Source organism: Methylotetracoccus oryzae, assembly GCF_006175985.1.
In the GTDB taxonomy this organism is placed as follows: domain Bacteria; phylum Pseudomonadota; class Gammaproteobacteria; order Methylococcales; family Methylococcaceae; genus Methylotetracoccus; species Methylotetracoccus oryzae.
The window spans coordinates 522,238-546,168 of the sequence record NZ_SRSH01000001.1 but is presented as its reverse complement, the minus strand read 5'-3'; the positions used below and the strand labels follow the sequence as shown (position 1 = coordinate 546,168).

Annotated in this window: 21 protein-coding genes; 11 read left to right on the top strand and 10 right to left on the bottom strand. The window is 62.6% G+C overall.

The window, feature by feature from the left end; translation table 11 throughout:
• Positions 1-234: 234 nt before the first annotated feature.
• The 4 genes from BWR02_RS02395 to BWR02_RS02375 all read left to right on the top strand — a co-directional run bounded on the left by BWR02_RS02395 (position 235) and on the right by BWR02_RS02375 (position 4,592).
• Complete coding sequence (locus BWR02_RS02395; protein WP_139556141.1) at positions 235-1,623, top strand: L-serine ammonia-lyase; 1,389 nt, start codon at positions 235-237, stop codon at positions 1,621-1,623.
• 168 nt (positions 1,624-1,791) lie between these two features.
• Complete coding sequence (gene mltB, locus BWR02_RS02390) at positions 1,792-2,928, top strand: lytic murein transglycosylase B (protein ID WP_139556140.1); 1,137 nt, start codon at positions 1,792-1,794, stop codon at positions 2,926-2,928.
• Positions 2,929-3,492: 564 nt separating this feature from the next.
• Positions 3,493-4,041, top strand: a complete 549-nt coding sequence (locus BWR02_RS02380; RefSeq protein ID WP_139556138.1) for a hypothetical protein — start codon at positions 3,493-3,495, stop codon at positions 4,039-4,041.
• Positions 4,042-4,349: 308 nt separating this feature from the next.
• A complete protein-coding gene (locus tag BWR02_RS02375; RefSeq protein ID WP_139556137.1) occupies positions 4,350-4,592 on the top strand; it encodes a DUF6489 family protein in 243 nt (80 codons plus the stop codon).
• Positions 4,593-4,700: 108 nt separating this feature from the next.
• Here BWR02_RS02375 and BWR02_RS02370 read toward each other — a convergent pair whose 3' ends face one another.
• On the bottom strand, positions 4,701-5,918 hold the full coding sequence (locus BWR02_RS02370) for an amidohydrolase family protein (protein ID WP_162559980.1): 1,218 nt from the start codon (positions 5,916-5,918) through the stop codon (positions 4,701-4,703).
• A gap of 209 nt (positions 5,919-6,127) precedes the next feature.
• Between BWR02_RS02370 and BWR02_RS02365 the strand changes: the two genes are divergently transcribed.
• A complete protein-coding gene (locus tag BWR02_RS02365) occupies positions 6,128-7,087 on the top strand; it encodes a helix-turn-helix transcriptional regulator (RefSeq protein WP_139556135.1) in 960 nt (319 codons plus the stop codon).
• A 277-nt stretch (positions 7,088-7,364) separates the two neighbouring features.
• Complete coding sequence (locus BWR02_RS02360; RefSeq protein ID WP_139556134.1) at positions 7,365-8,435, top strand: 3-deoxy-7-phosphoheptulonate synthase; 1,071 nt, start codon at positions 7,365-7,367, stop codon at positions 8,433-8,435.
• 42 nt (positions 8,436-8,477) lie between these two features.
• On the opposite strand, the gene BWR02_RS02355 is transcribed toward BWR02_RS02360, so the two are convergent.
• The 5 genes from BWR02_RS02355 to BWR02_RS02335 all read right to left on the bottom strand — a co-directional run bounded on the left by BWR02_RS02355 (position 8,478) and on the right by BWR02_RS02335 (position 14,882).
• Complete coding sequence (locus BWR02_RS02355; RefSeq protein WP_201276102.1) at positions 8,478-8,726, bottom strand: cysteine rich repeat-containing protein; 249 nt, start codon at positions 8,724-8,726, stop codon at positions 8,478-8,480.
• Positions 8,727-8,905: 179 nt separating this feature from the next.
• The gene (locus BWR02_RS02350; protein WP_139556133.1) at positions 8,906-9,445 is read right to left on the bottom strand and encodes an FKBP-type peptidyl-prolyl cis-trans isomerase; all 540 of its coding nucleotides are present in this window, start codon (positions 9,443-9,445) and stop codon (positions 8,906-8,908) included.
• 90 nt (positions 9,446-9,535) lie between these two features.
• Complete coding sequence (locus tag BWR02_RS02345) at positions 9,536-12,481, bottom strand: multicopper oxidase domain-containing protein (RefSeq protein ID WP_201276101.1); 2,946 nt, start codon at positions 12,479-12,481, stop codon at positions 9,536-9,538.
• Positions 12,482-12,549: 68 nt separating this feature from the next.
• Positions 12,550-13,296: an FKBP-type peptidyl-prolyl cis-trans isomerase N-terminal domain-containing protein gene (locus BWR02_RS02340; protein WP_139556132.1), complete on the bottom strand. Its 747-nt coding sequence runs from the start codon at positions 13,294-13,296 to the stop codon at positions 12,550-12,552.
• An 806-nt stretch (positions 13,297-14,102) separates the two neighbouring features.
• On the bottom strand, positions 14,103-14,882 hold the full coding sequence (locus tag BWR02_RS02335) for a hypothetical protein (RefSeq protein ID WP_139556131.1): 780 nt from the start codon (positions 14,880-14,882) through the stop codon (positions 14,103-14,105).
• 385 nt (positions 14,883-15,267) lie between these two features.
• On the opposite strand from BWR02_RS02335, the gene BWR02_RS02330 reads away from it, so the two are divergent.
• Positions 15,268-15,762 (top strand): hypothetical protein, encoded by a 495-nt coding sequence (locus BWR02_RS02330; protein WP_139556130.1) that lies wholly within the window; start codon positions 15,268-15,270, stop codon positions 15,760-15,762.
• Between the two features lie 227 nt (positions 15,763-15,989).
• Positions 15,990-16,169 (top strand): hypothetical protein, encoded by a 180-nt coding sequence (locus tag BWR02_RS02325; RefSeq protein WP_139556129.1) that lies wholly within the window; start codon positions 15,990-15,992, stop codon positions 16,167-16,169.
• 159 nt (positions 16,170-16,328) lie between these two features.
• Here BWR02_RS02325 and BWR02_RS02320 read toward each other — a convergent pair whose 3' ends face one another.
• From BWR02_RS02320 to BWR02_RS02305, 4 genes are all read right to left on the bottom strand, one after another.
• Positions 16,329-16,961 (bottom strand): DUF799 domain-containing protein, encoded by a 633-nt coding sequence (locus BWR02_RS02320; protein WP_236101835.1) that lies wholly within the window; start codon positions 16,959-16,961, stop codon positions 16,329-16,331.
• Positions 16,958-17,389: a DUF4810 domain-containing protein gene (locus BWR02_RS02315; protein ID WP_139556128.1), complete on the bottom strand. Its 432-nt coding sequence runs from the start codon at positions 17,387-17,389 to the stop codon at positions 16,958-16,960. The genes BWR02_RS02320 and BWR02_RS02315 overlap by 4 nt, the downstream gene beginning before the upstream one ends.
• Before the next feature lie 29 nt (positions 17,390-17,418).
• A complete protein-coding gene (locus tag BWR02_RS02310; RefSeq protein ID WP_139556127.1) occupies positions 17,419-18,102 on the bottom strand; it encodes a CsgG/HfaB family protein in 684 nt (227 codons plus the stop codon).
• Between the two features lie 575 nt (positions 18,103-18,677).
• On the bottom strand, positions 18,678-19,211 hold the full coding sequence (locus tag BWR02_RS02305; protein ID WP_201276100.1) for a glycoside hydrolase family protein: 534 nt from the start codon (positions 19,209-19,211) through the stop codon (positions 18,678-18,680).
• Positions 19,212-19,580: 369 nt separating this feature from the next.
• Here BWR02_RS02305 and BWR02_RS02300 point away from each other — a divergent pair, with 369 nt between their 5' ends.
• The 3 genes from BWR02_RS02300 (at position 19,581) to BWR02_RS02290 (ending at position 23,323) form a co-directional block, all read left to right on the top strand.
• On the top strand, positions 19,581-20,177 hold the full coding sequence (locus tag BWR02_RS02300) for a hypothetical protein (protein ID WP_139556126.1): 597 nt from the start codon (positions 19,581-19,583) through the stop codon (positions 20,175-20,177).
• On the top strand, positions 20,174-20,512 hold the full coding sequence (locus BWR02_RS02295) for an STAS domain-containing protein (protein ID WP_139556125.1): 339 nt from the start codon (positions 20,174-20,176) through the stop codon (positions 20,510-20,512). The genes BWR02_RS02300 and BWR02_RS02295 overlap by 4 nt, the downstream gene beginning before the upstream one ends.
• Before the next feature lie 1,314 nt (positions 20,513-21,826).
• Positions 21,827-23,323, top strand: a complete 1,497-nt coding sequence (locus tag BWR02_RS02290; protein ID WP_162559979.1) for a galactose oxidase early set domain-containing protein — start codon at positions 21,827-21,829, stop codon at positions 23,321-23,323.
• Positions 23,324-23,931 lie beyond the last annotated feature (608 nt).

Sequence of the window (23,931 nt, the reverse complement as noted above, 5' to 3'; positions counted from 1 at the left end):
AAATTCGATCGCGGGAAGCCTGGCATAAATCAGGGCTTCCCCGCGCCGCCGTGATGCGCCACCGGCCCCGAGCATCTACCGGCGCTCCACCCTGATCGCCAAAACGGATTGTTCGGAATTCGGATCTATTCTGATCCGCAGCCAGCCGTTATCCTCAGTCCATGCAGTCAGCCCCGGACCGCTCTTCCTGGCGCCGGGGCTTTTTGCGGTGGATTCGTGCTGGGGTAAGCGCTCATGTCGATCAGCGTCTTCGATCTGTTCAAGATCGGTATCGGTCCCTCGAGTTCCCATACGGTCGGCCCGATGCGGGCCGCACGCCTGTTCGCGCAGCGACTGGAACGGCAGGGGCTGCACGAACGCGTCGTCCGGGTGCGGGCCGAACTGTTCGGCTCGCTGGGAGCGACCGGAAAAGGGCATGGCAGCGACAAGGCGGTCCTGCTCGGCCTGGAGGGCGAGGAGCCGGAACGGGTGAACACAGCCACGGTCCCGGAGCGCCTGGCCGCCATCCGGGCCGCCAGGACGGTGAGCCTGCTCGGCCGGCATGCCCTCGCCTTCGACGAAAAGACCGATCTCGTCTTCAACCGCCGCCAGACCCTGCCCTATCACCCCAACGGTCTCACGTTTCAGGCCTTCGGCGACGATGGCGCGTTGCTCCATGCGCGCACCTACTACTCGGTCGGCGGCGGGTTCGTCGTCGACGAAGATGCGGCCGGGGTAGACCGCATCAAGGAGGACACGACCCGGCTGCGTTTCCCCTTCCGGTCCGGCACGGAACTGCTCGCGCTGTGCCAGCGGCACGGGTCGTCGATCGGCGACCTGATGATGGCGAACGAACTGTCCTGGCGCAGTGAAGCCCAGGTCCGCCGCGGGTTGTTGAAGATCTGGCACGTCATGGAGGACACGGTGCGGCGGGGTTGCCACCATGTCGGGACGCTGCCGGGCGGGCTGAAAGTCAAGCGACGGGCGCCCGAACTGTTCCAGAAGCTTTCCGGCAATCCCGAATCGGCTTTGCGCGACCCACTCAGCATCATGGACTGGGTCAATCTCTACGCGCTCGCGGTCAACGAGGAGAATGCGGCGGGCGGTCGGGTCGTCACCGCGCCGACCAATGGCGCGGCCGGCATCATTCCCGCCGTGCTGCACTATTGGGCCCGTTTCGTAGCGACGGATCGAGAGACACTGGAAGACGGCGTCGTGCGCTTCCTGCTGACTGCCGGCGCGATCGGGCTGTTGTACAAGGAAAACGCGTCGATCTCCGGTGCCGATGTCGGCTGCCAGGGGGAAGTCGGCGTGGCCTGCTCGATGGCGGCCGGCGCGCTGGCCGGCGTGTTGGGTGGAACGCCGGAGCAGGTCGAAAACGCGGCCGAGATCGGCATGGAGCACAACCTCGGCCTGACTTGCGATCCGGTTGGGGGGCTGGTGCAGATTCCGTGCATCGAGCGCAACGCGATGGCCTCGGTCAAGGCGATCAATGCCGCCCGCATCGCCCTGCGCGGTGACGGCAAGCATCATGTGTCGCTGGACAAGGTCATCAAGACGATGCGTGAGACCGGCGCCGACATGAAGAGCAAGTACAAGGAAACCGCACGCGGCGGTCTGGCCGTCAACGTGATCGAGTGCTGAGCCTTTGAGCGTCACGCCGCGCCGCGTATCATAGGCGGTCACGCGGCGGGACGTGCCGAATCCGGTGGACCGACTCCGCAACGAGGTGCCGGTCTCTGCCGGCACGAGCTTGCGCCGCCGGGCGTTCCGATCTCGGTATTTTGCGGGAGCACGATGATGGAGTTGGCGATGGAGACGAGGGCGAAAGGGCTGGTTGCGGCGACACTGAGCGTCGTGGTGGCCTTGGCCGGGTGCGAAGCACACCGGGCTCCGCCGGCACCGGCGAAACCGATCGCGACCGTGGTCCCCAAGCCGGAGAAGCCCCGAGCGCCGGCGCAGCCTGAGCCCGTGGGCGCCTATTCCGCTCCGTTCGTGACCGGTGACTTTGGCGGCCAGCCGGCGGTCGACCGCTTCATCGAACGCATGGTCGCGGAGCATGGATTCCGCCCCGACTACCTGAAGGGGCTGCTGTCCGAGGCACGCCGCAAGGAATGGACCATTGCCTACATGAACCGGGAGGCGCCCAGCGTCAAACCGAAGCCGGGCGGCTGGTCGCGCTACCGTGCGAAGTTCCTGACCGAAAACCACATCGCCAAGGGTGCGGCGTTCTGGCATCGCTACGCGGGGGCGCTGGAACGCGCTCAGGCCCGCTTCGGTGTGCCGCCCGAGTACGTGCTGGGCATCATGGGCGTCGAAACGATCTACGGTTCGAACGTCGGTAAGGACCGCGTGCTGGACGCGCTGGCGACCCTGGCCTTCGACTACCCGCGCCGCGCCGAGTACTTCACGGACGAATTGAAGAGCTTTCTGCTGATGACGCGAGCCGAACGCATGGATCCGGCTTCGCCCCGCGGATCGTTCGCGGGTGCGATGGGGCTCGGTCAGTTCATGCCCTCGAGTTTTCTCGAATGGGCCGTCGACTTCGACGACGACGGGCGCAAGGATCTATGGGCGCCGGTCGATGCGATCGGCAGCGTCGCGAATTACTTTGCGCGCCACGGTTGGCAGAGCGGCGGTGCCGTCGTTACACCGGCATTGGCCGACGGGGCTTCGGCCGCCGAACTGGAATCGGGTTTCGACACCCGCTACACCCTCGCGGCGCTGGCCAGCCATGGGATACATCCCTCGGGCGTCCTGCGCGTGGCCGCCGAGCCGGTCGCACTGCTACGCCTGAGTACCAACGACGGCGACGAGTACTGGCTCGGCTACCAGAACTTCTACGTCATCACCCGCTACAACCACAGCACGCATTACGCCATGGCGGTCCATGATCTGGCGCAGGCGGTCAAGAGCCGGTATCGCAGCGCGTTCTCGGCCTCGCGCTGAGCGCGATTCGGTGCTCCGGGGTGGCGCGCTGCCCGCCCGGGATCCGGCTGTCGCGCCGGGACGGGGACAGCCGAGGCAGATCCGCGGCGTATTTCCCACCGAGCGGCGAACTTGATACCATTCGGCGGAACAGCAGCTTGTGTCGCAACGGATGCCGCACCAGCGCTGTTCCTGTCGACGGTTGCGGGCGGAAGCCCATGGCATCGAGGAGCGTGGATCGATGGCGAGTTGTTTCCGCAGGCTCTTGCGATGCGGTGCGGGCGGTGAAAGGGCGGAAAATCAGAAGCTGGCCTTGAGCCAGCCGGATACGAGGCGTGCCGTCCTGCGCGTCGATGGGTTTCATCGTTCCGGGGCCGAGAGCCTCGCCAGGCCACCCAGGGTAAGCCCCAGCCATGTTGTCCGACAGAGGACAAGGCAGGGCGCGATCGCCTGGCCAGCGCGCGCTGCCCGACCGCACCGTCGACTTGTGGACATCTGGCGGGTCTGACGTCGCGCCGGGTCGCAGACCATTCCACTCCTGTCCATCCCTTCCACCCAATTTAACAAGAAGAAAGAGGTTTCGTAATGAGTGCACTTCCGAAGGCCTGTGAGCAATGCCAGTGCGAGCGCATAGCGATCGGCAAGCGGTTCTACACGCTGTCGCCGTGGAGACGCTATGGCGGGGCCATCCTGATCTACCTGCCGCTGTTCGTCTCGCTGCCCTTCGTGCTCATCGGGGCGGGGGTGCTTTGGGCGCATTTGCGCGTCCTGGGGGCCGAGAACATCAAGTCGTACTGGGACTTCGTTCCGGGGTGGTCGACGCACCGCTACAACAAGTTGTCCGACCAGATCACCTTCAAGATGGACGCGACCGCTCCGTGGGTGAACTCCAAGCTGTTCTGGATGTTCAACTGTAACTTCTACTGCCCGCTCAGCGTCGGCCTGTACGAGTGGTCGGCTTACCTCGTCAAGACGGTAGAGAATTTCTGGTGCCCGTTCTTCCATGAGCGGAAGTCGGAATACACCGGTTCGGCCATCGACCAGTCCTACTGGCACATCAAGCCGGAAAACGCTGCGCAGTTGCATCCGGAAGACCACAGCTGCGAGATCTGGAACGAGGACGCGAAAGCCTGAGACCCGTACCAAGGCGGCGCCGCAACCCTGATTCCGAGCATCGGGTCGGGGCCGGCGTCGTACGGTGTCCTCGGGTACGCACGGCAGCTCCGGTCCGACGGTGTAATGGTTCGGGCGCGAGCGGCGTCGCGCGTTGCGGCGATCCCGCCGCCTGATCGCGAAATCGTAGGCTCCGCGTGCCATCCCGGAGGATGAAGGTACGCGTGCCATGACCGCTTTCCCTCACCCATTCTCTCCCGGGGCGAGAGGCGCGCCGGTTTCGCTGCGCGACTCTTTCACTTTAAACGGTTCCATCCCGCAGGTGACCCATGCACATCAAGCTCGACATCGACGTGACGCCCCAGGAACTGCGGACTTTCTTCGGCTTGCCGGATGTGGAGCCGCTGCAGCAGGAAATGCTCGAAGCCCTGCGCCGCCAGATGGCATCGGGCGCCGAAGGATTCGATCCGATGGTCCTGATGCGGCCCTGGTTGCCGCCGCACCTGCAGTCGATGGAAGGCCTGTATGGGCTGTGGCAATCCTTCCAGAAGGGGGCGGCCAAGCCTGAGTGACACGAATCTCGCAATGCGAGCTTCTGGTCCGGCAAGCTTTTACCGGCGTCGCCCGTCATGGTGGCGGGCTGGCCGGCGCGATGCGCGGCAGCCCGCGGTCACTGGCCCCTACTGGCCTGCCTTACGCTGGATCACGATCCGGCCATCCTTGATCACCACGCGCGGAAATTCGAGTTCCTTGAAATTCGCGCGCGGGTCGCTGCCGATCACGATCAGATCGGCGGGTGCGCCCGGTACGATACGTCCGAGCGGAGCGAGGCCGAGGTAGTCACCGGCCAGGCTGGTCGCCGAGGCGAGAGCCCTGGCAACGGCATCCGGGAACGGGAGGCCATTGTGCATGCCGGCGTGGATGCCCACGTGAATCTCCTGCGCGTCGATGCCATGGGGGATGTCGGGATGCCCCATATCGGTCGCGTAGAAGATCTTCGCGCCCGACGCAAAGAGCGCCGCGGCATTCTCATGCACACCCGTGCATTGCACGGCGGTGTCGATGGTCGTGTCGATCGCAACACCCTTGGCTCCCGCGCTGGCGATCACGCCCGGCGAGAGGGCGTCACAGGGCATGTGCGCCCATTCGTCCACGCCGGCGTCAAGCGCTCTCTGCGCCGACGCATCCGAGCCGAAGTAGGCCACGACGCGCAGATGATGGACGTTGTGAGCCTGGTCGACGATAGCCTCGAGCTCGCCCTTCGTCAGCGTCGGCCAGGGCGGGGGCGTTGCCGGCATGTGCCATTGCCACGCGGCGCCTTCCGATTCGCCCGTTTCGAGCGACAGCGCGATGATGCTGGCGCCGCCGGCGGCCAGTTCGTCCACTTTGGCCCGCACATTGGTTTCGCCAGCGATCTCTACCCCTGAACCCGGGAACACCACATTCGGATAGCCGCCCGGCGCCGAGATGATGTGTCCCGACAAGGGCTGCCGCAACTGGTACGGTTTGTCGATGGTGGCCGGAGTCAGCGGCCCGCCGAGGTCGCGCGCCGTGGTTACACCATGTTCCAGAATGCGCTGCGGTGGCACGTGTTGGACGAGGTGGTGAGTGTGCATGTCGATGAAACCGGGCAGAATCGTGCCGCCCTTGACGGTCACGACCTTGGCGCCGTCGGCCTTGATCTCGCCGGCCGGCGCCACCTTGACGATCTTGCCCTGCCGGACCAGGACGGCCTGTCCGTAGAGGAATTGGGTGCCGTCGAACAGCACATCGGCCTTGATCAGCAGGGGGCCGCCGGGATGCCAGTGGTCCGCCGTGGCGTTGGCGGTCTGGCCGGCGAGACTGGCGGCGAAGGCCGCGGCAATGCCGCCGAAGAAGCGTCGTTTGGGTGTCGTCATCATTTCTTCCTGTTGTGAGTGGCTGTGCGGGTTTGCGTCGGACCGGCCCTGGGCGCGATCCCGCTCGATTGGCTCTCTCGCCCGTTCATGATCTGTCCCGGGCGGTGAGCCGGGCCATACTGCCAACGCAAGCACTTGTCTTCCATAGGCAAAACTATGGTAGAAGGAGCGTTTCGTATGGCACAGGTAGTTTGACGAGGGATTCCGCAATGCCTAACGGAAGCGGCCGCAGCTCATCGCGAGCGCGTGTAAGTGTCGACGACATGGCGATTCAACGGGTCGCCGAGGGGCTCCGGCAGCCGTTGCCGGAAACCCTGGGAAAGGGTTCCACCCTGATCCGTGTCCTCGACGAAGATCTCAGCTATATCGAGACCCGCTACCGGCCGTCGCGTGACCTGGCGATCTTCAGTCAGGTGGATCACGCGGAGCCGCGTCTGGTCGTGACGCTGGGCGTCCAGGGCGCGTCGCGCTTTACCGCAAACTCCGGTCCGGAGGTCATCTTCCGGGAGGGTTATTCGACCGTCACCACGTTCGCATCGAGCCGCGGGGCGCGTGAATACCAGGCCGCAATGCCCGTCGCGCAGCTGCGCTTGTCATTGACCCGGGGATGGCTGGACCGCCATTTCGGCACGGATTACTGCCCGCATCTGTTCGATCGTGGCAGCGTACGGGTCGTCAGCCACCGGCCCATGTCGAGCGCGGCCCGGGTTGCTGCCGGACAGCTGTTGAACGACGGTGCCCCGATGCAATTCCGGAGCCTGTTCGTACACGGTCAGGCGCTGGCGATCCTGGCGGCGGAATTGGAGTGTCTGCAACCCGATGCGCCCGCCAAAGGTCGGCTGTCGGCGCGGGATGTGGCCGCCGCGCATCAGGCCCGCGATATCCTGCTCGACGAGTTTCGGGAGCCACCGTCCGTGGAGCAACTGGCTCGACGGGTGGGTATCAACCAGTTCAAGCTGAAGCAGCTGTTCCACCAGCTGTTCCAGACGACGCCCTATGCCTTGCTGCTGGAGACACGCATGCAGCACGCCTATCGGATGCTGGAGGCCACGCGGTGTCACGTCTCCGTCGCCGCTTATGCGGTCGGCTACCGTCACGCGACCAATTTCACGGTGGCCTTCCAGAAATACTTTGGCGTTTCGCCGAAGAGCGTGCGCAGCAAGAGTTAGATCAGCCCCGCGCGTTGCGGGTCTTGCAGCGGGGTGACGTCCGGACTCTGCCTCCGCTACGTCGCTGACTCACGCGAGGCACCGGGGGGCCTGGCTGCCAGCGTCCCAACCGCCGCTGTTCGCCGCGCGGACCGTACGCTTTCTGCCATTGCCGAGAGGTGTGGGTGATCCATCGCGAACCGACTATGCCTGGTCTGCCGGCAACTCGACGCGCTGCCCCACGCGCGGTATAAACTGGCCGGGGTGCGCTCGCGAGCGATTCAAGGGAGACACGACCATGCCACTGCGGCCGACCGAAAACCTGAACATCGACTCGTTCGAGCTGATGCCCTCTCCCGACACGATCAAGTCGCGGGAGCCGCTCACCGAAACCGCGGCGCAGACCGTGACGGCCGCGCGGGCAACCCTGCGCCGCATTCTCGACCGCGAGGACCGACGCCTCTTCGCGATCGTCGGACCCTGCTCCATTCACGATCCGGTGGCCGGCATCGATTATGCGCAGCGCCTAAAACGCCTGGCCGACGAACTGTCGGATACGCTGGTGCTGGTCATGCGGGTTTACTTTGAGAAGCCGCGCACCTCGACCGGCTGGAAGGGCTACATCAACGATCCGCGGATGGACGACTCGTTCCGGATCGAGGAAGGCATGGGCAAGGCGCGGCGTTTCCTGCTGGATGTCGCGGAGCTGGGCCTGCCGGCCGCAACCGAGGCGCTGGACCCCATCGCGCCGCAATATCTTGGCGATCTGATTGCATGGACCGCGATCGGGGCCCGCACGTCGGAATCGCAGACCCATCGCGAAATGGCCTCGGGCCTGTCGACCCCGGTCGGTTTCAAGAATGCGACCGATGGCGATCTGGGCATTGCCATCAACGCGATCCTGTCGGCTTCGCATCCACACTGCTTCCTCGGCATCAATGGCGAGGGTCGCTCCGCGATCATCCGGACCCGCGGCAATCGCTACGGCCACGTCGTGTTGCGTGGCGGGGGCGGTCGGCCGAACTACGACAGCGTCAGCGTCGCGCTGGCCGAGCAGGCGTTGGCGAAGGTCTCCCTGCCGCAGAACCTGGTGATCGACTGCTCGCATGCCAATTCCTTCAAGAATCCGGAGTACCAGCCGCTGGTGCTGCAGAACGTGGTCAACCAGATCCGTGACGGGAATCGCTCTATCGTCGGCGTGATGCTGGAGAGCCATATCGCAGCCGGGAGCCAGCCGATCCCCAAGGATCTGTCGCAGCTGCAATATGGCCGTTCGGTCACCGATGCCTGCATCGACTGGGCGACGACCGAAACAGCGCTGTCTAAGGCCAGCGACCTGTTGCGGAACATCCTGGCCGACCGGGGCTGACGCCGAGAACCCTCTCCACCCGCGACGTGCAGCTCGTGGTGCCTATTGCTTGTCCTTCTTCAACTGTTGCAGGGCTTGTGCACAGCCCACCGACATCTGTTCCTTCTTCTCCATCAGGCAGGCCTTGATCCGTCCGCCGCCCGGCTGGACACCGGGGCACAGCCGCTCGACATCGGCCTTGCAGTAGGTGCGAATCGCTTTCATCTCTTCCGGGTTCATCCCGGCCATTTGGGAGAAGGCCAGCATCGGAAAGGCCGAGAGGAGCAGGAATACGAATGGTCGAATGGTCATGGATTGATTTCCTCGAATTAAGGACGGTTGGGCAGTTCAACACGCTGCGCGCCGAGAATGCCCGCCGTGGCGGGGGGTGTCAACGAGCGTGGTTTCCGGCGGTCCATTGCGGTGAGTGCGCGGTACAGCAGAGTTTCGCAGGGAACCGGTTGGCTCCCTGCGGGCTCGTGTAGATGTCCCTATGGGTTGAGCTTGAGCAGTTTCATGGTGATCGCGACCGGTTTCCCGCGCAGCGGGGTATTGCCCTTGAAAGCCTGATTGGCCGGGATCCAGATCTGGCAGCGGGTGCCTACCGGAACCAGCTTCATCACCTCGGCCCAACCGGGGATCAGCGTGCCGACCCGGACGGCCTTCGGATTGGGACCGGACTGGTCGAAGATCGGGCCATGCTGGATCTTTGCCACATAGCTCACCAATGCGATGTCGTCAGCATCGGGCAAGGGGCCCTTGCCAAGCTTCAGCACGCGGTAGCGGACGCCGCTCGGCAAGCGTTGTATCGGATTTGGATTGGCTGCCGTCGGCGCCGCTGTCGCTGCGGCGGCGGTGGCGGGGTCGGTCGGTGCGCCGGCCATCCGGTCCGCGTCGGGGATGACTTCGATCGGGGCTGCCGCTGGATCGACGGGTGCCAGGGCCGGGTCCACGGCCTGCGCCGTGGCGATGATCGGCACCGCAGCGAGGGCCAGCAGGATCCCGAAGAGCGTGGGACGTGAAGAGTTCATGATGTTTCTCCAAAATTCGTTCGGTCAGGGCGAGGGCCTGCCGGATACCGGCACCCGATTGGGCGCCGGTACCGGGAGGCGGCCGGGTTGTCAGGAGCCGGGGACGACTGGAACCGCCGGGGCGCTGCCGCCCGGGCTGGTGCACTGGCCGCTCTTCGAAGCCTGACCCGTGGTGGCGTCGATGCAATAGGACACCATCATCTCGTTGTCCTCGTGTTCAACGATGTGGCAATGCCAGACATAGAGTCCCTGCGTATCGAAGAAGGCCTTGACCCGCGTGATCTCGCCGGGGTAGCTGATCACGGTGTCCTTGAAGCCGATCTCATTCGGCAGCGCGGGACGGTTCTGTTTCCTGCCCGCGAGCGAGAGCGGCCGGGCCCCGATGATCGTGCCGTTGAACGGATCCAGGATCTGCTGGGCCGGCTCCCGGTCCACTACCTGGAAGCGCACCAGATGCAGGTGGATCGGGTGGGCGTCGATGGTGTTGTTGTAGATCTCCCAGGTCTCGACCGAACCGGTCTTCGGTGCCTGGCGGATCGCATCCATCCATTTCTGCGAGCTGGGGCGGTAGTAGCCCGCAGCCGGTCCAACTTTGGCTGGCGCCAGCATGGTGCCCAGTTCGGCCGCCCGCGGCAGGTAAGGAACGCCGAACAGCGGGTTGCCGTCCGCATCGATCATCATGTTGCACAGGGTATGGATGTCGCCAAAGGGCTTGATGCCATCCGGGTACAGTTCCAGATCGTTTGGGTCCAGCACGATGCTGATCGCTGCCGTCAGCGCGTTGACCACCACGCACACGTTATCCGACGTGGACTCGTTGAGGCTGACCTGCCGGGTCTTGATCACCTTCTTGCCCGTCAACTGCGGATCGGTCGGCATGGTCAACTGGTTCGGCGGCGTGTCACCACCGACCACCGGGATCGCATGATTTACCTGGAACACCATGACCTGCGCGGTCGATCCGTCATCGGTCGGGATCAGCGGCGGGAAGCCGCCGAACGGACCATCCGCCGCCTTGTTTGTCATGCGCACGTAGGTGCCGTCCGGCAGGGCGCTGAAATCGATTACGACGTCGGCGCGTTCGGCCGGCCCGAGCAGCAGGGCCTGCTCACAGCCCGGGTCCATCGGGTTGGGTACCGCCGCCCGCGGATTGCACCAGCCTGCGGGTACCGGGTTGGGACGGTTGCGGGTGTTGCCCGGCAAGACGGTCACTGCCGGAATGGCCTGGCCCTTGTTCAGCGACAGCGCGTAGCCGGTGCTGATCATCGCTACCTTCGGCAGATAACCCTGTTCCGATCCGACCTGGAAGAACGGAATTTCCTGCACGCCGCCGGTTTGCCGTTGGGCGAAGTTGAACAGTTCCAGATTGGTGACCGAATGCGGCTTGCCCGGTTGCGGCGGGTAAGCGAATAAGGCCAGGTTGAGGAAGCGCGCGTCGGTGCCGTTCAGGATGCGGAAACGATAGCGCTCCGGCGCCACTTGCATGATGGGCCAGGTCTTGCCGTTGACCACCATCGAGTTGCCGAAGAACTCCGGGTTCCAGATCGGTGCGATGTCCGACATCGAGGAGTTGGTGACGCCAGACACCGGATCTCCGATGAACGGAATCATTACGTTCGGATCGACGATGTCGAAAAAGGCGCGGCTGGTCGGATAGAACAGGCTGCCGTCGGTGTTGAACGACCGGTCCTGGATGGCCAGCGGGATGTCGCGGATCTGCTCGCGGCAGGCCGTGTCGAAATTCGGATCGCAACCCGGCTGGGCCACGCCGTTGACGGTGTAGGTCTTGCTGGGGTGGGTAGGCCGACCGAACGGCGATTGGCCGCCGGGCAGTTGCGCCGAAATGTCGGTGATGGTCGCCTTGGAGACCGGATCGGTATAGTTGCCGCGCAGCAGCCAGAAACCGGCGGGTCCGGCATAGACGTTGTTGTGGGTCATACCCAGCGCGTGGTCGTGATACCAGACGATCGAAGCCGGCTGATTGTTCTCGTACTGATAGAACGCGGAGCCCGGCACCGCGTTGGTCTTGTCGAACTGGTCGTACTTGGAGCCGCGCAGGGCGTAGGTCAGCGGATCGATGTCGGACGCATCCGGCAGCCACCAGGCTTCGGAGTAGCCGTCACTGATCGCGTTGACATGGGCGCCGTGCACGTGCACGACCATAGGGATCGGACCAGTGTAGGCTTCCTTGATCAGCGGATCGTTCAGGGCCGGGGTGCAGTCGACCGTGGCGCCGGCAAAATGCGCCGGATCGCAGGCAATATCCTGGTTCGGCTTGGCCCAGTGCAGGCTTTGGTCGACCGAGCCCTTCAGCACATGCGGCAGGAATTTGCGGTCGGCATTTTTCATGACGCTGGGCTGCGTGCAGTTCCAGACCAGATTGGTCAGGTCTGCGGTGCAACTGCCGGGCGTCACGATCTGGGCCGGGTAGGGCTTGCCCGTGTTCGGATCGAGTTTTACCAGTTCATTGATCCAGCGCACGCTGTGGACTTCGCCAGCGGTGTTCTCGATCGTGAAGGCCGGATAGTTGAACGAAGAGCCGGAACTCAGCGGTTGCGGTGCCGGACCGTTAGGAATCGGATCCTCCGCGCGGCCGTAACTCCACACCGTGGTCGGGCGGAAGTTGCTCGGCAGGATCTGCTGCTGGAACTGGCGCTGGGCGATGTTGTAGTGCGCATTGGGAACGCCATTGGTGCCGCAGGTGTACGGTGCGGCCGGGATGTCCGCCGGCGGGTTGTTCGGGTCGATCGCGGGCAACTGCGTCATGTCGGTCACGCACCCCGAGGGGTTTTCCGGCTGCACCGTGCTGTCCGGCATCTCCGGTGGGATGGGCAGGTCCGACACGTACTTCGGAATGCGGATCGGGTTCAGCGAGCCGCCTGGAATGGGAATCGCGCTGGCACCGCTGCTGCCGAGCAGCATCGCTATCGCCACCGATAACGTGCTGACGGTCGCCGCATCGATGCGGGCGCACCGAGCCTCTGCCCCATCGTTCAGGCTGGGGGGAGAGGACAGTTCGTCGTGTTTGGTTTTCATATTGTTTTCACCTCATGATGCGATGAGCGCTCAAGGAGCGATCGATAAAACTGTGGGGGGCGTCGTCTCTAGCCCGGGTGATGTCCGCTGTGCGGGGCCTGCTCCTCCGTGCTCGGTTCCGCCGAACCCGGCTTGGCCGGACCTGCCGAAACCAGTTCCACTTCGAGCTTGATGGGGCGATCACGCAGCGGGGTGTGTCCCTTGTAGCCCAGGCTGGCCGGGATGAAGACCTCCCACTTTGCACCCGGCTGCATCAGCAACATGGCTTCGCTCCAGCCCTTGATCAGCTTGTCGACCTCGTATTCCTTGGTCTTGTCGCCGGTCTGGTCGAACACGTAGCCGCCCAGAATCGACGCCTGATACTTCATCGTGACGACCTCGCCAGCCTTGGGCGGGGTGCCTTTACCGTCCTGCAGCACCCGGTATTGCACACCGCTTGGCAGCTTCACGACGCTCGGGTCGGCCTTGTTCTTGGCGAACACTTCGTCTGCCGCCTGGATGCGGGCCTTGGCTTCCTGTTTCTCGGTGAGGACCTGTGACTCCACCATCTTCTTTTTGAAGTCCGCCAGCACGCGGGTCATTTCCACGCGGTTCACCGTGGGCTGTTTACCGGACAATGCGTCCATCAAGCCTTGTGACAGAGCCTCGGGCTTGCCCGGCATACTCTGGCGCTTGAAATCCTCGCCGATCTGATAGCCGACGCTGTAGTTGAGCAGTTCGTCATCGGCAGTGCGGGGTGCCGGGCTTTGGCCGGTTTCGGCTGCCAGGGCAGTACCCGACAGCACCATCAGAAGGGGCAACACGATCTTGTTCATCTGAGTTCTCCGGTAATTTCTGTGATCCAGTCCAAACAATCCAAAAGATAGGTGAAAGACGGAGATTGGCCTGGCCAATTTCACTTTCTTTTGTAGGGGCTTTAGCAGTGGGCGTGCCAGCCAAAATTTTTTCTTTTTATCAATTGTTTACTCTTGGTTGTAAACCGAACGATCTAGTTTTGTAAGTTCTCCTGACAGGATGGACGGCCGGGCGAGTGCTGGCTTCCACTGACTTTTGGGGGAGAGAGCCGACGGTGCCGGCCTTGGTGTCGTCCACGGGCTACGCGGATGGCTGGTCGATTGCGATGTCGCCAGTGCCAGAACACGCGGAGCCCGAGCGCGGAGAAGCCCGGAAAGACCCGCTTTATTGGGTCGTCCGGGTCGAGGGTTTAAGCTTGGGAGAGGGATGCGCGAGCGGATTGCCGACGCGTCTTACGGTTCGTGCCGGAACCGGAGCGGATGGTCACGGGACCGCGTAACTGCAGGCGCAGTGCGGGTGGCGGGAGTTCGCTGCGTAACTGTTCACGCCCCCCTTTCGCGGGAGCGGGCCGGGAGTCCGAGACACGCCGTGAATCCGTCCCTGGCTCGACTGCGGGTTCCCTCCCGCAGACGGTCTCTCCCTCCCAGCCCGCTTCCACCACCAAGCCAGGTTAGGGTGAATGGTTACGTTTGCTGCTGGGACGCGGCGGGGTTTGAATCCGGGTGGTCGCGTCGGAAAACGCCAAACTGCTGGTCGAGGGGAAAAACCGTGAGGATGCAGTTTGCGATCCTGGCCCATGCGCACGCGGATGGGCGGGTCCCGCGGTTCAGCCGGAGGCAGACAATTCGAGTTCGATGGCCGCCATGGTGGGTACCGTGATGCCCGAGCTCCGGGCGATGGCCAGTGCCCGCTGCAGCCGCTGGCGCGCCGTGCGGCCGGTACAGATATGGTCCGGGTCGCCGTCAAAGCCCTCTAGCATGCCTTGGAGAAGTCGGGGACGTGGCAGGGGGGCGCCGGCCAGCCGTTCCTGAATGTCGAGGGCTTCCGCAGCGACCGCCTCGGCCAGCGGACGATGATGTGCCCACAATTGGCTGACGGTGCTGCCCGGTGGCAGCCGCAAGCCGGCGATGTTGATCGTCAGGATGTAAAGATTCTTCCTGACCAACTCATACAGCAGTTCAGTGCGCTGCACCGGATAGCACGGGATCTCCAGCGCGTGCAGCGCCTCGAGTACGCTTTCCTTGCGGGGACCGCCGACGGCGGTCGGCAGTACCGCGACGAAAGGGCGGCCTTTCTTCTTGTCGAACCAGACGACGATGACCGTCGGGTCCACGATCCCGTGCCGCTGCCAGTCGTACGGCAGCAACTCGTTCTGCAACAGCGCCAGGCGCCCTTGCCAGCTCGGGGGGATCGACTCCAGCAGGGATGCGAGGTCATTTTCCCCGACGGCGGCGATGACGAGGCCCGGCTCCGGCACGGTCGCAGCCAACTCCGCCAGGGATATACCCCTAAGCGCGGGGTATACGGGATGTCCGCGCTTCAGGAAACCGCGGGCGAACAGTTCGCCCATTTCACCCATCCCGACAACGACAATCGGCTCTTGCATCTCCTCTTGTCCCCCTCACTCGACCCGCCAGCGGCCACCCCGAGCAGCATTTTCCCTCAGCCCGGCCACGCGAGTCGACCCTGACTGCCGCTCGCCCGGCGCATTGCCCATGGTCTGGGCCGGTCGACTCCGCCTCTTCCGAATGCGTTCGGCTTTCGGGTGGCACGAAGAGATCGGAGTTCCGCAACGCGCGTCGATTGGTTTTCGCTTGACGCGCCTGTCGTCGCCGGATAAGTTTCCGACATGAGCGTGGGTAGCCTTCACCGCGTTTTCACCGAGGCTTCGAGAGCCGAGGAAACCGCCATCTTGCTGCCGCGTATCGCTTCAAATCGGCGCCTCCTGCCGCAGCGGGTGCTCGGCTCCCGAAATCGCAGTGGAGAACTTAATGTCCAAGACCCAGGTTTCGAAGTTTGATGAACTGACCTACCCCGCGCCGCGCGGTACCGTGCTGCTGCTCAGTTGCATGGACCCGAGACTCCTGGACGATACGGTCTCCTTCATGAACCACGACAATCTGCAGAATCGGTACGATCATGTGATTCTGGCGGGTGCGGCGCTGGGAGCCCTGGGCGGAGGCTCGAAGAAGTACAAGCATTGGAAGAAGGTCTTTTTCGATCATTTGGCTGCGGCCTGCAACCTGCACAAAATCGAAGACGTTTACATACTGGAGCACCGGCACTGCGGTGCTTATCACAAGGTTTTCAATGTTGCGCCGGAACTCGGCGATACCGAGGAAGAGATGGAACAGGAGGCTGCCTTGCACCGGAAGTATGCAAGGCTGCTGGAAGGCGAAATCGCTGACTGGGCAGAGGAGCAGAAGGTGAATCTGCGAGTCACCTCGTTTTTGATGGGTATGCGCGGCGAGGTATCGTTGCTGTGACGATTCCGGATACCGCTGAACGCACGCCCCGACCGCTCCGGTTTCCTGGCCATTCGACAGAGCAAGACCCGCATCGGGCCGCCGTCACCGCTTGACGCAACGTTCCGTTTTCACCTCGACGCGGCCGCGCGAGGCGCCGTTTCGATTCTTAATTGCCGAAGAGGCCCGTCGCGCCGCGAGGCGGCGCTGGAACATTGACCTTATCGTTACCTGGGGGGGTAGCCGCCATGACCGAAAAAGACAACTCCGCACAAGAAGCGAAACTCGTCGAGGCCTATCGGGCCATTCGCGTGCGTGATCCGTGGCTCGCGGACAGGGTTGTGGAAACGATTCTTGACGTTGCCGGCACGTCGGTCGAAAGGGATGACGGCCGCCCCACCGAGCCTGTCGCGCTGACGGCTGAATAGGCTCAGCAGCGCCGTTTGACGCCGCTTGAAACTGCCGCGAACCAGTCCGGTATCGGGTATCCCGATTCGTCGGAATGCCCATAAGACGATCGCTTACCCGCCGGACTTGCGGCTCGACGGCAGTCAGCGTCCCGCGGGCTTCGCGTCGCTTCGCTGCGGTCAAAACCGCGCCTGATCCTTCTGAAACTCCGGATGATAAGGCCCTGCCGGAATGCCGTTGGGCGGCAGGAATACCCTGGCGTTCGCCTGCTGCGCCAGCGGGCGGTAATCGGTCAGCAGTGCGTTGAGGGCCGCCGAGACGACCATCGCGATCGGATCACCGCCACCGGAGTTATAGACCACCGGTTGCCGCGATTCCCATAGCACCAGGCCGGTGCGGGTATCCTTCAGCACGTAAGCCATGTCGACGACCACGGCGGACTGGACGACGAGATACTTGGTGCTCCAGTCCTTGATGGTGATCAGCAGCACGGCGTCGGCTCCGAACAGGTCGAGGAAACGTTGCGGCGGCAGTTGATGTATGTGACCGGCTTCGGAGAGCCCGAGATCCTGTAGCAGAATCCCGGTCAGATAGACCGGAAACACATAGTAGCCGCGCTCGGCGAGTGGTGCGGTGACGGTGCTGAGGAATACCGTCGGCGCGGAGATCTCGGTTGACTCGTTGACCACCGGCACCACCACGATGGAACGCGGACGGTGGGCGTAGAAGGCCGCCAGATCGTGCCGGTGAACGGCACAGCCGTACAGCGCTCCGAAAAGCGCCAGCAACACCGCCCGTGCCACCTGTTTCACGGGCCGCTTCCTCCCGTTGCGGGGGGCGTATTCAAGCTGTTGCCCGATTTGCCTTCCGTTCTCTGCCGGACGCGATCGATCAGCCTGGTCATCAGCAGCGAGGATTCCGGGTAGGTCGCCTTCTCCTTTTCGAAATACTGTATGGCGCGCGCGTAGTCGCCGCGCCGATACAGCAGAAATCCGTAGTCCGCGTACACGCCGGGCGGTACCCGCGACGGGTGTGCGGTGGTCGGCAAAGTGCCGGCAACCTCGGTTTCGGCTTGAGCGAAGTCCTGAGCCGTGTACCGGAGATACAGGCTGTCCTCGTAGCCCCCCCAGTTGTAGAGCGTCTTCGGGGCGCAGCCGGTGTCGAACAGGCTCGCGGCAAGCAGGCAAACGACGCGTAGGGCCCGCTTCGCTCCGCGTTGCGCAGCTGGCCGATCCCGCATACCCATGCTCCCGGACTGCGTCGCGCTGGCTAGCGGGTGGTCCGCCGCCGCGAATCCAGCGTCTGCACGACGTTGTTCATCATGTTCACGATGGCGGCGTCGATCGCCTTGCCTTCCAGGGTCGAGTCGAAGCCGCTCGTGCCGCCGAAACCCAGCGTGCTGGTCGAGGACAAGGTGGCATCGCCCGAGCCTTCCTGCGAATAGAAGACCTGTCCGGTCCTTGGATCGACCATCCGCAACACGACGCGGGCGCGGGCACGCTGGGTCCGTTCTTTGCCGATCAGCCAGGATCCCCCGGTTTCATCCCTCCCCAACTCGGCGACCGAGCCCATGATCAGGGCGTCCACGCCCTGCAGGTCTTGTTTGAACTGGTCTTCCGAAAGACCCATCAACTCGGCTTCGGCTTTCAGCTTGCTGATGTCCTGACGCTCGACGACATTGAAGCGCTGCGTCTGCATCAGATGGCGTGCCAGCAGATCGGCGGCCTGCTTGCCGAGGCGATCGCCGGAGGCGTCCGTGAACAGGCCGCTGCCGTAGATCGACTCGTTGGTGAAGCGCGCGATCGCGATCGTCATGCGCTCCGAGGGGGGCAGCGGCCGACTGGCGTTGACTTGCGGTCCGCGGTCCGGAACGTTCTCCTGGATGTTGCGGCTGACGCAGGCGCTCAGTGCGAGTAGCGCGCAGGTGAGCGTGATCAGGTGTTGTGATTTCACCGGTAGACTCCATGCGGAAGAAGGCCGAGACCGCCAGGTTGTGAGGGGGGCGGTAAGCCCTCCGGTACCTGTTCGCTTAGGTCGTCATGATAACGAAGCCGCACTTCAGACACAGCGGCTTTGCTGGACAGTTCCTCAGGCAGCATCGTGGTGTGGAGTTCACTTGGCAATTCCAGCGCCGCGGGAGTAGGCTCGACGACCGAACGATGACTCATGGGACTGCCGGATGACAGGCGCACGCGTCTTGGCCCTTTTGCTGGCGTCGACCTCCACCGATGTTCCTGGAGCCTGCCAGTGGCAGTGGATCTGCGATGGCAGTGGGCAATGCGAGCACGTGCCCTTGTGCGACTCCACGCTCAGCCTCCCGCCCCCCGAACCGCCCGCCATCGCGCCGATCGCGCCCCTGAGCATCCGGCCGATCCAGCCACCGACCATTCCGCCATTGGCACCAGCCAGTGTCAGCCGTTCCAGGTAAAGGATGCCTCGGGACAATGGAGTTGGGAGACGGTTTGCCGCTGAAACGGCGTCGGGACGCTTGTCAGCTCAAGGCCGGTCAGCGCGAGCCGGGCAGACCGTCAGCCGTTTTCCATCAAATAGGCCAGTTCCGTTGCCCTTCGGCCGACTTGGCCGGCCCAGCGGCTGTCGAGCATGTGCTTCGCGGCGGCGGAGTAGTCGCCCTCTTGCGCTGCCGAAAGCATGTCGTGAAAGTCGAGCAGGCGTGTCATGCCCAGATTGAAAACCATGGAGATCATGACCTTGCGCCGTGTCTCGGATAGCTCACGCCACCAGGGCAGCTTTTCGTCCAGTTCGCGGGAAGCCCGCTGGACGTCGTTGTGCAGCAGATACCGCGCTTCCTGCTCGGTGATGCCGGTGTCCGCGAGGTTTCGTCCCACGCCGATCGTCAGCTTATTGGCCGAGTCGAGGTAGGGCTTCAGCCGCAAACCCTCGTGGTGAATCAGCAGTTCTTCCAGCGTGTAGGATTCCAGCACCGCAGGCGGAGGCGACGTGGGAGGCAGCGTGATCGGCGGTTGGCTGGCGCAGCCGACCAACCAAGGCACGAGAACGACGAGCGAAATTCGGGTTCGCAGCCGAAGGTAGGTGAGTGCCAAGAATGGATTCCGGAAACCAAGGGTCGCGAGGGAGGCGCCTTCCCGGTTCGGCGCCGGCGGCTCCCTGTACGTTTGGAGTATGCACCCGAATACAGGCACAGGCCAAGGCGGCCGAGGGTAGCGGTGCGACGGGAATGACCGCAACCGACGGGCCGCTCCTTCCGCATACGACGGGTTGGCGGAGGCTACGGCGAATTCCGTATACTTTCGGCGGAATTCCCGCGGGTCTCCCCCCGTACCAGCGGTTTACCGCATCGTGCGGCCCGAGGCTCGCGAGCCCTTCCGCCCCGCCTCTGTGCGGCTGTGTGGAGTCACCGGCGCGGCCAACGAGTCCCGTGCGATCGCACACCCCGGTTTGAGAACACTGACATGGAAGATTACTACGACCTCACCGCGAGCCTGTTTTCCGCGAAGGCCAACGAGGGGATGATCGCCTTCGCCGGCTTCCTGGCGGAGGACGGCCCGTTCGTCAGCGAGGGTGTGCTCAAGATCGCGGCGTTTCGGCGCCCCGATCACGACGGGTACCTGACCTTGACCTTCGTCATTGACCTGGAAACCGATTCAAGCCGCAAGGCGACTTGGGAGACGGCATTTTCCCGCGCCACGCAAAGCGCTCTGGCGGCCCGCCTGGGGCCGAATTTCGAGATGCTGCTGGAGGTGCCGCTGAACCCGTTCGCCGAGTCCCCGCGTTTTTTCGTCGAGGAACTGAACCTGTATTTCCGAAGGCTGGTCGGGCGCGAGCGTCAGCTCCTGGAAGCGCACATCCTGCCGACATTGGCCGATCTGGTCGGTCTGCGCTTCGACGCGCTCGATTGGCTGGATGCCCCCGGTCAGGCCTCCTCGGAACCCGTTCAGCCGGGCAGCGCTTCCGGATCGCCCCTGCGGGAGCACGTCAAGCGGCAACTCGACGAAGTCAGCCCGGGTTTGCCGGGCAACCAACACCGATACAAGGATCCTGAGTCATGAGCATCGTCACGAGCCGGGACGGCGGGGTGCTGATCGTGGTGCCGGGCCAGCGCCTGGACACGAACAGCGCGCCGGAAGCCGAGAAGCGAATCGCCAGTGAGATCGAGCAGGGCGAGACCCGGATCCTCGTGGATCTCGGGCTGACCGATTACGTGTCCAGTGCCGGTTTGCGGGTGCTGCTCAAGGCCACCAAACAACTTAAACAGGTCGGCGGTGCCCTGGCGCTCTGCAACATCAACCCGCAGCTCCAGGAGATCCTGGATATCAGCGGCTTCGCCATGATCATGCCCTGCTACGCCACCGTCGAAGAGGGACTGCGGTCCCTGCGCGCCTGAAAGCTCGCAACTCCGTGAGGGCTCCGGGGCCGCGGCCGCTTGCGCTACACCCGCGGCCATGCACCGTCATGCCGGTGCGTTCCTCCGTCGAGCGCGTTTCTGCGCTGGCTCCGGCACGACTCAAGAACACGCCATCAATGCCAAAATGCCCACCGATCGCGGGCTGGGTATCCGGCGCCCGTCGCGAGACGGCGATCCCTTGATTTCAGTTCGGCCACACGATGTCGATCGTGACATATTGGGCGACCCCCGTCGGTAGATACGGACTCTCCGCGCATTGGGCCAGATCGGCATTGTTCTGAATGCCCGATCGGGACCCGCACCTGTGCCGTCGACCGCAAGTCCGAATGAACCAAAACTCCTCTGCCGGTTAAGGCGACCAGCCCTTCATTCATCGTTTGCCCGCCCTGATCGCGCCGTTTGACGATCACCGCCACCCACGCTCTCCCTTGATCACCTCCGAAGGAACAAGTCGGTGCCCCTTCCGATTTTCTCGATGCGATACGCCACAACGGGCGCACAAGATCATCTCCTGACTGAAACAAGAGCCGAAGAAGGGTTCAGTCAACCGCAAGGACGGTTCTTACCTGCCCACCCCTATCGAAACTAGGGAAAATCTCTAAAAAGATTACGTATTCCTACGTAGTCGTCTACGTATAAACACGTATTTTCTGAGAGTATCGAGAAACAAACCGCCACGAACGTTGACCGTACAACCGATCGTTGTAAGCATTCAGGCGTAGTCCAGTACATCCGAAAACAAATCGGGAGTCAGGGCCCAAAGGGCGAGGTCACGTTGGAATTTCTTGTTTGCCGCCGCTTACCGCTGGGTTGCCTGTTATTTGATACGGCATCCAGGACTGAAATGACGTTTCAAACGCAAGACACAAGTAAAGCCGGTTCGTAACCCTGTGTCGGAAACCATGGAAGGATGAACGAAGTACTCCCTGCCAGGTGGCGATTTAATGCCTTATCGGTGGTCCCAATCCATTCCGCCGAAGATCTCCCTAGCCATATTCCGAAAAACCCCGCCACTGAATGTGAGCCTGGGGCTGCCTTTGCCCAGCAGTTGCAGGTCCTCCCTTCGCGCTCACCGCCTCCGCAGTGCACATACGGCTTGCTCCGCACCCAGTCTATGAAAGTTCACCGAAACAATGTTTTGCCACTCTTAGAGGGCCGCCCTGCGTAGATAAACCCATAGCAAAAGCGGCCCTACTCACGCCGTCCGGTTTCCTCCGGGACGACGGCCTGACTCAGATGATGCGACAAAATTAGCCCCTCAGACTCTCTACCCGATACACCCGGAGACGCATGATGTTGATTGATCATTTCAGGAAATTACTACTGACAGCTTTTGCCGTCTGCATCTCAAGTTTCTCGTACTTAACGCAGGCCCATGCCGAAGTACCGCTTGGCACGCCAGAAGCTCACTGGAAGGGAAAATTTGGGCCTGCGTTCAGCTGGCCAATCATAGCTATCCATGTCAGCCTATTGCCGGATGGTCGCGTATTCAGCTTTGGCACAGACGATTCAGGGTTGTTGCGAGGGTACACTCATGTGATCTGGGATCCCGTTTCGGGAGAACAGGCAGTCTACCCGAATAGCATCAAGACAAATATCTTCTGCAGCGGGGTGGCTCTAATACCGGGTACTGGCCAGGCCCTAATTATCGGCTCGAATAGCGATGTTAACACCTTTGACTATAAGACAAATTCACTCTCATCGTTGGGGGGTATCACGGAGCGACGATGGTATCCAACGGTCCTGGTATTGGCGAATGGCGAGATCGCCATTCTCGGAGGGCGGGACCATACCATCGATACGAAAGCCCCCCAGACCGCATCCATACCGCAAATCTTCAACCCTGCCACCGGCTTGTTCCGTCAATTGAACGGAGCCCAGAGCGATTATGCCTACGGCTGGAGGGGCTCAAACTGGAATTATCCGCAAGCATTTCAGGCGCCAAATGGCAAGATCTTCATCGTCGGACATGCGATCCTTGATAGAAATATGTTCTGGATGGATCCCACCGGAGAGGGGGCGGTAGACTTTGCCAGCCCGGAGAGACTGGCCACCGGATCGCCCGGTCATTCTTCTGTAATGTTTCACCCCAATAAAATATTGGCAATGCGTGAAAAGGCGGAAGTTAACGTTATCGATATAAGTCCAGAAAACTTAAAGCCTTTTGTCACCAAGACCAGTTCCCTCAGCCAGGAACGTATTTGGGCGAATCTGACAGTTCTTCCAACCGGGGATGTCTTGGCTACCGGTGGATCGGCTGTCGCGAACGAACTGGTGGATGTGGCTACGCATGCTGAGATATGGAATCCGAAAACTGGCTTATGGACACAAGGCGACAATGCCACCAAGCCCCGATTGTACCACTCAACCGCTCTGTTACTTCCCGATGCGTCAGTGTTGACAGCGGGTGGAGGCTCGCCTGGTCCGGTAAGCAACTTCAACGCGGAAATCTATTACCCTCCATATCTTTACAGTAAAACTGGAAAACCGTTACCGCGCCCGGAAATCATAAGGGCGCCTAGCAAAGTTACTTGGAAGAAGTGGTATCCGGTTCAATTCTCAGGGAAAAGTGACATAAGAAGAGCCGTCATGGTGCGGACCGGTGCACTCACTCACACTTTCAACGCCGAACAGCGCCTGGTGCCGTTGGAAATGCATCAACAGGATTCGAATAGTCTGATATTCAAAGTGGATTTTGATCAGAATAGCGCTACTCCAGGTTTCTATATGTTGTTCTTGATCGACAAGAACGGAACTCCTTCGATTGCGAAGATTATCGATCTAAGTTGATATGGCGAACACGTTCACAGCCGCAATGCTCGTGAGGGCTATGGTCGATAAAGGGCGTCCTGCAAGGGGAACTGACTCTCGGAGACTAGGGGCGGTTGAGGTCGAACCGTGGCGCGCGAGGGAAACGGGCGTCTGTGTCGCCTGACAAATCGGCGTGGTGCAGACCGCTTCGCGGTTGCAACGCCACCGCCAAGCATGTCGGGAAGCTGTAGGGTTTGTCACGGAAAGACGATCAGGTGGCTGCGGACGATGGGAGGCACATTCCACCGATAAAGAATGCGAACTGAAAGCCGGGGTCGTTGCAGAAGGGGCTACTCAAGACGGGGTTATCCGCTCGGTTGCACTCTGAGCTTGGTCGAGTGTTTCCTTCGACAGATCACGTTGCAACAGGCCCTGGAAAACTCCGCGGTAAGGGGTCGCCGGACATGCGACAACGGACGTCGTGCCGATTGCATGCATCAACGTGGCGTGAAACCCAGGACGGTTAAGTTGACGAGCACTCTCCGGCCGCCACTGGCGCGATGTGGGGGACGGCGAGCACGGAAACTCGAGCCCTCGCGCCGCCAGACCGCCGCGCATGGGACCCTCGAAGCGTGTCACCAGAGTGG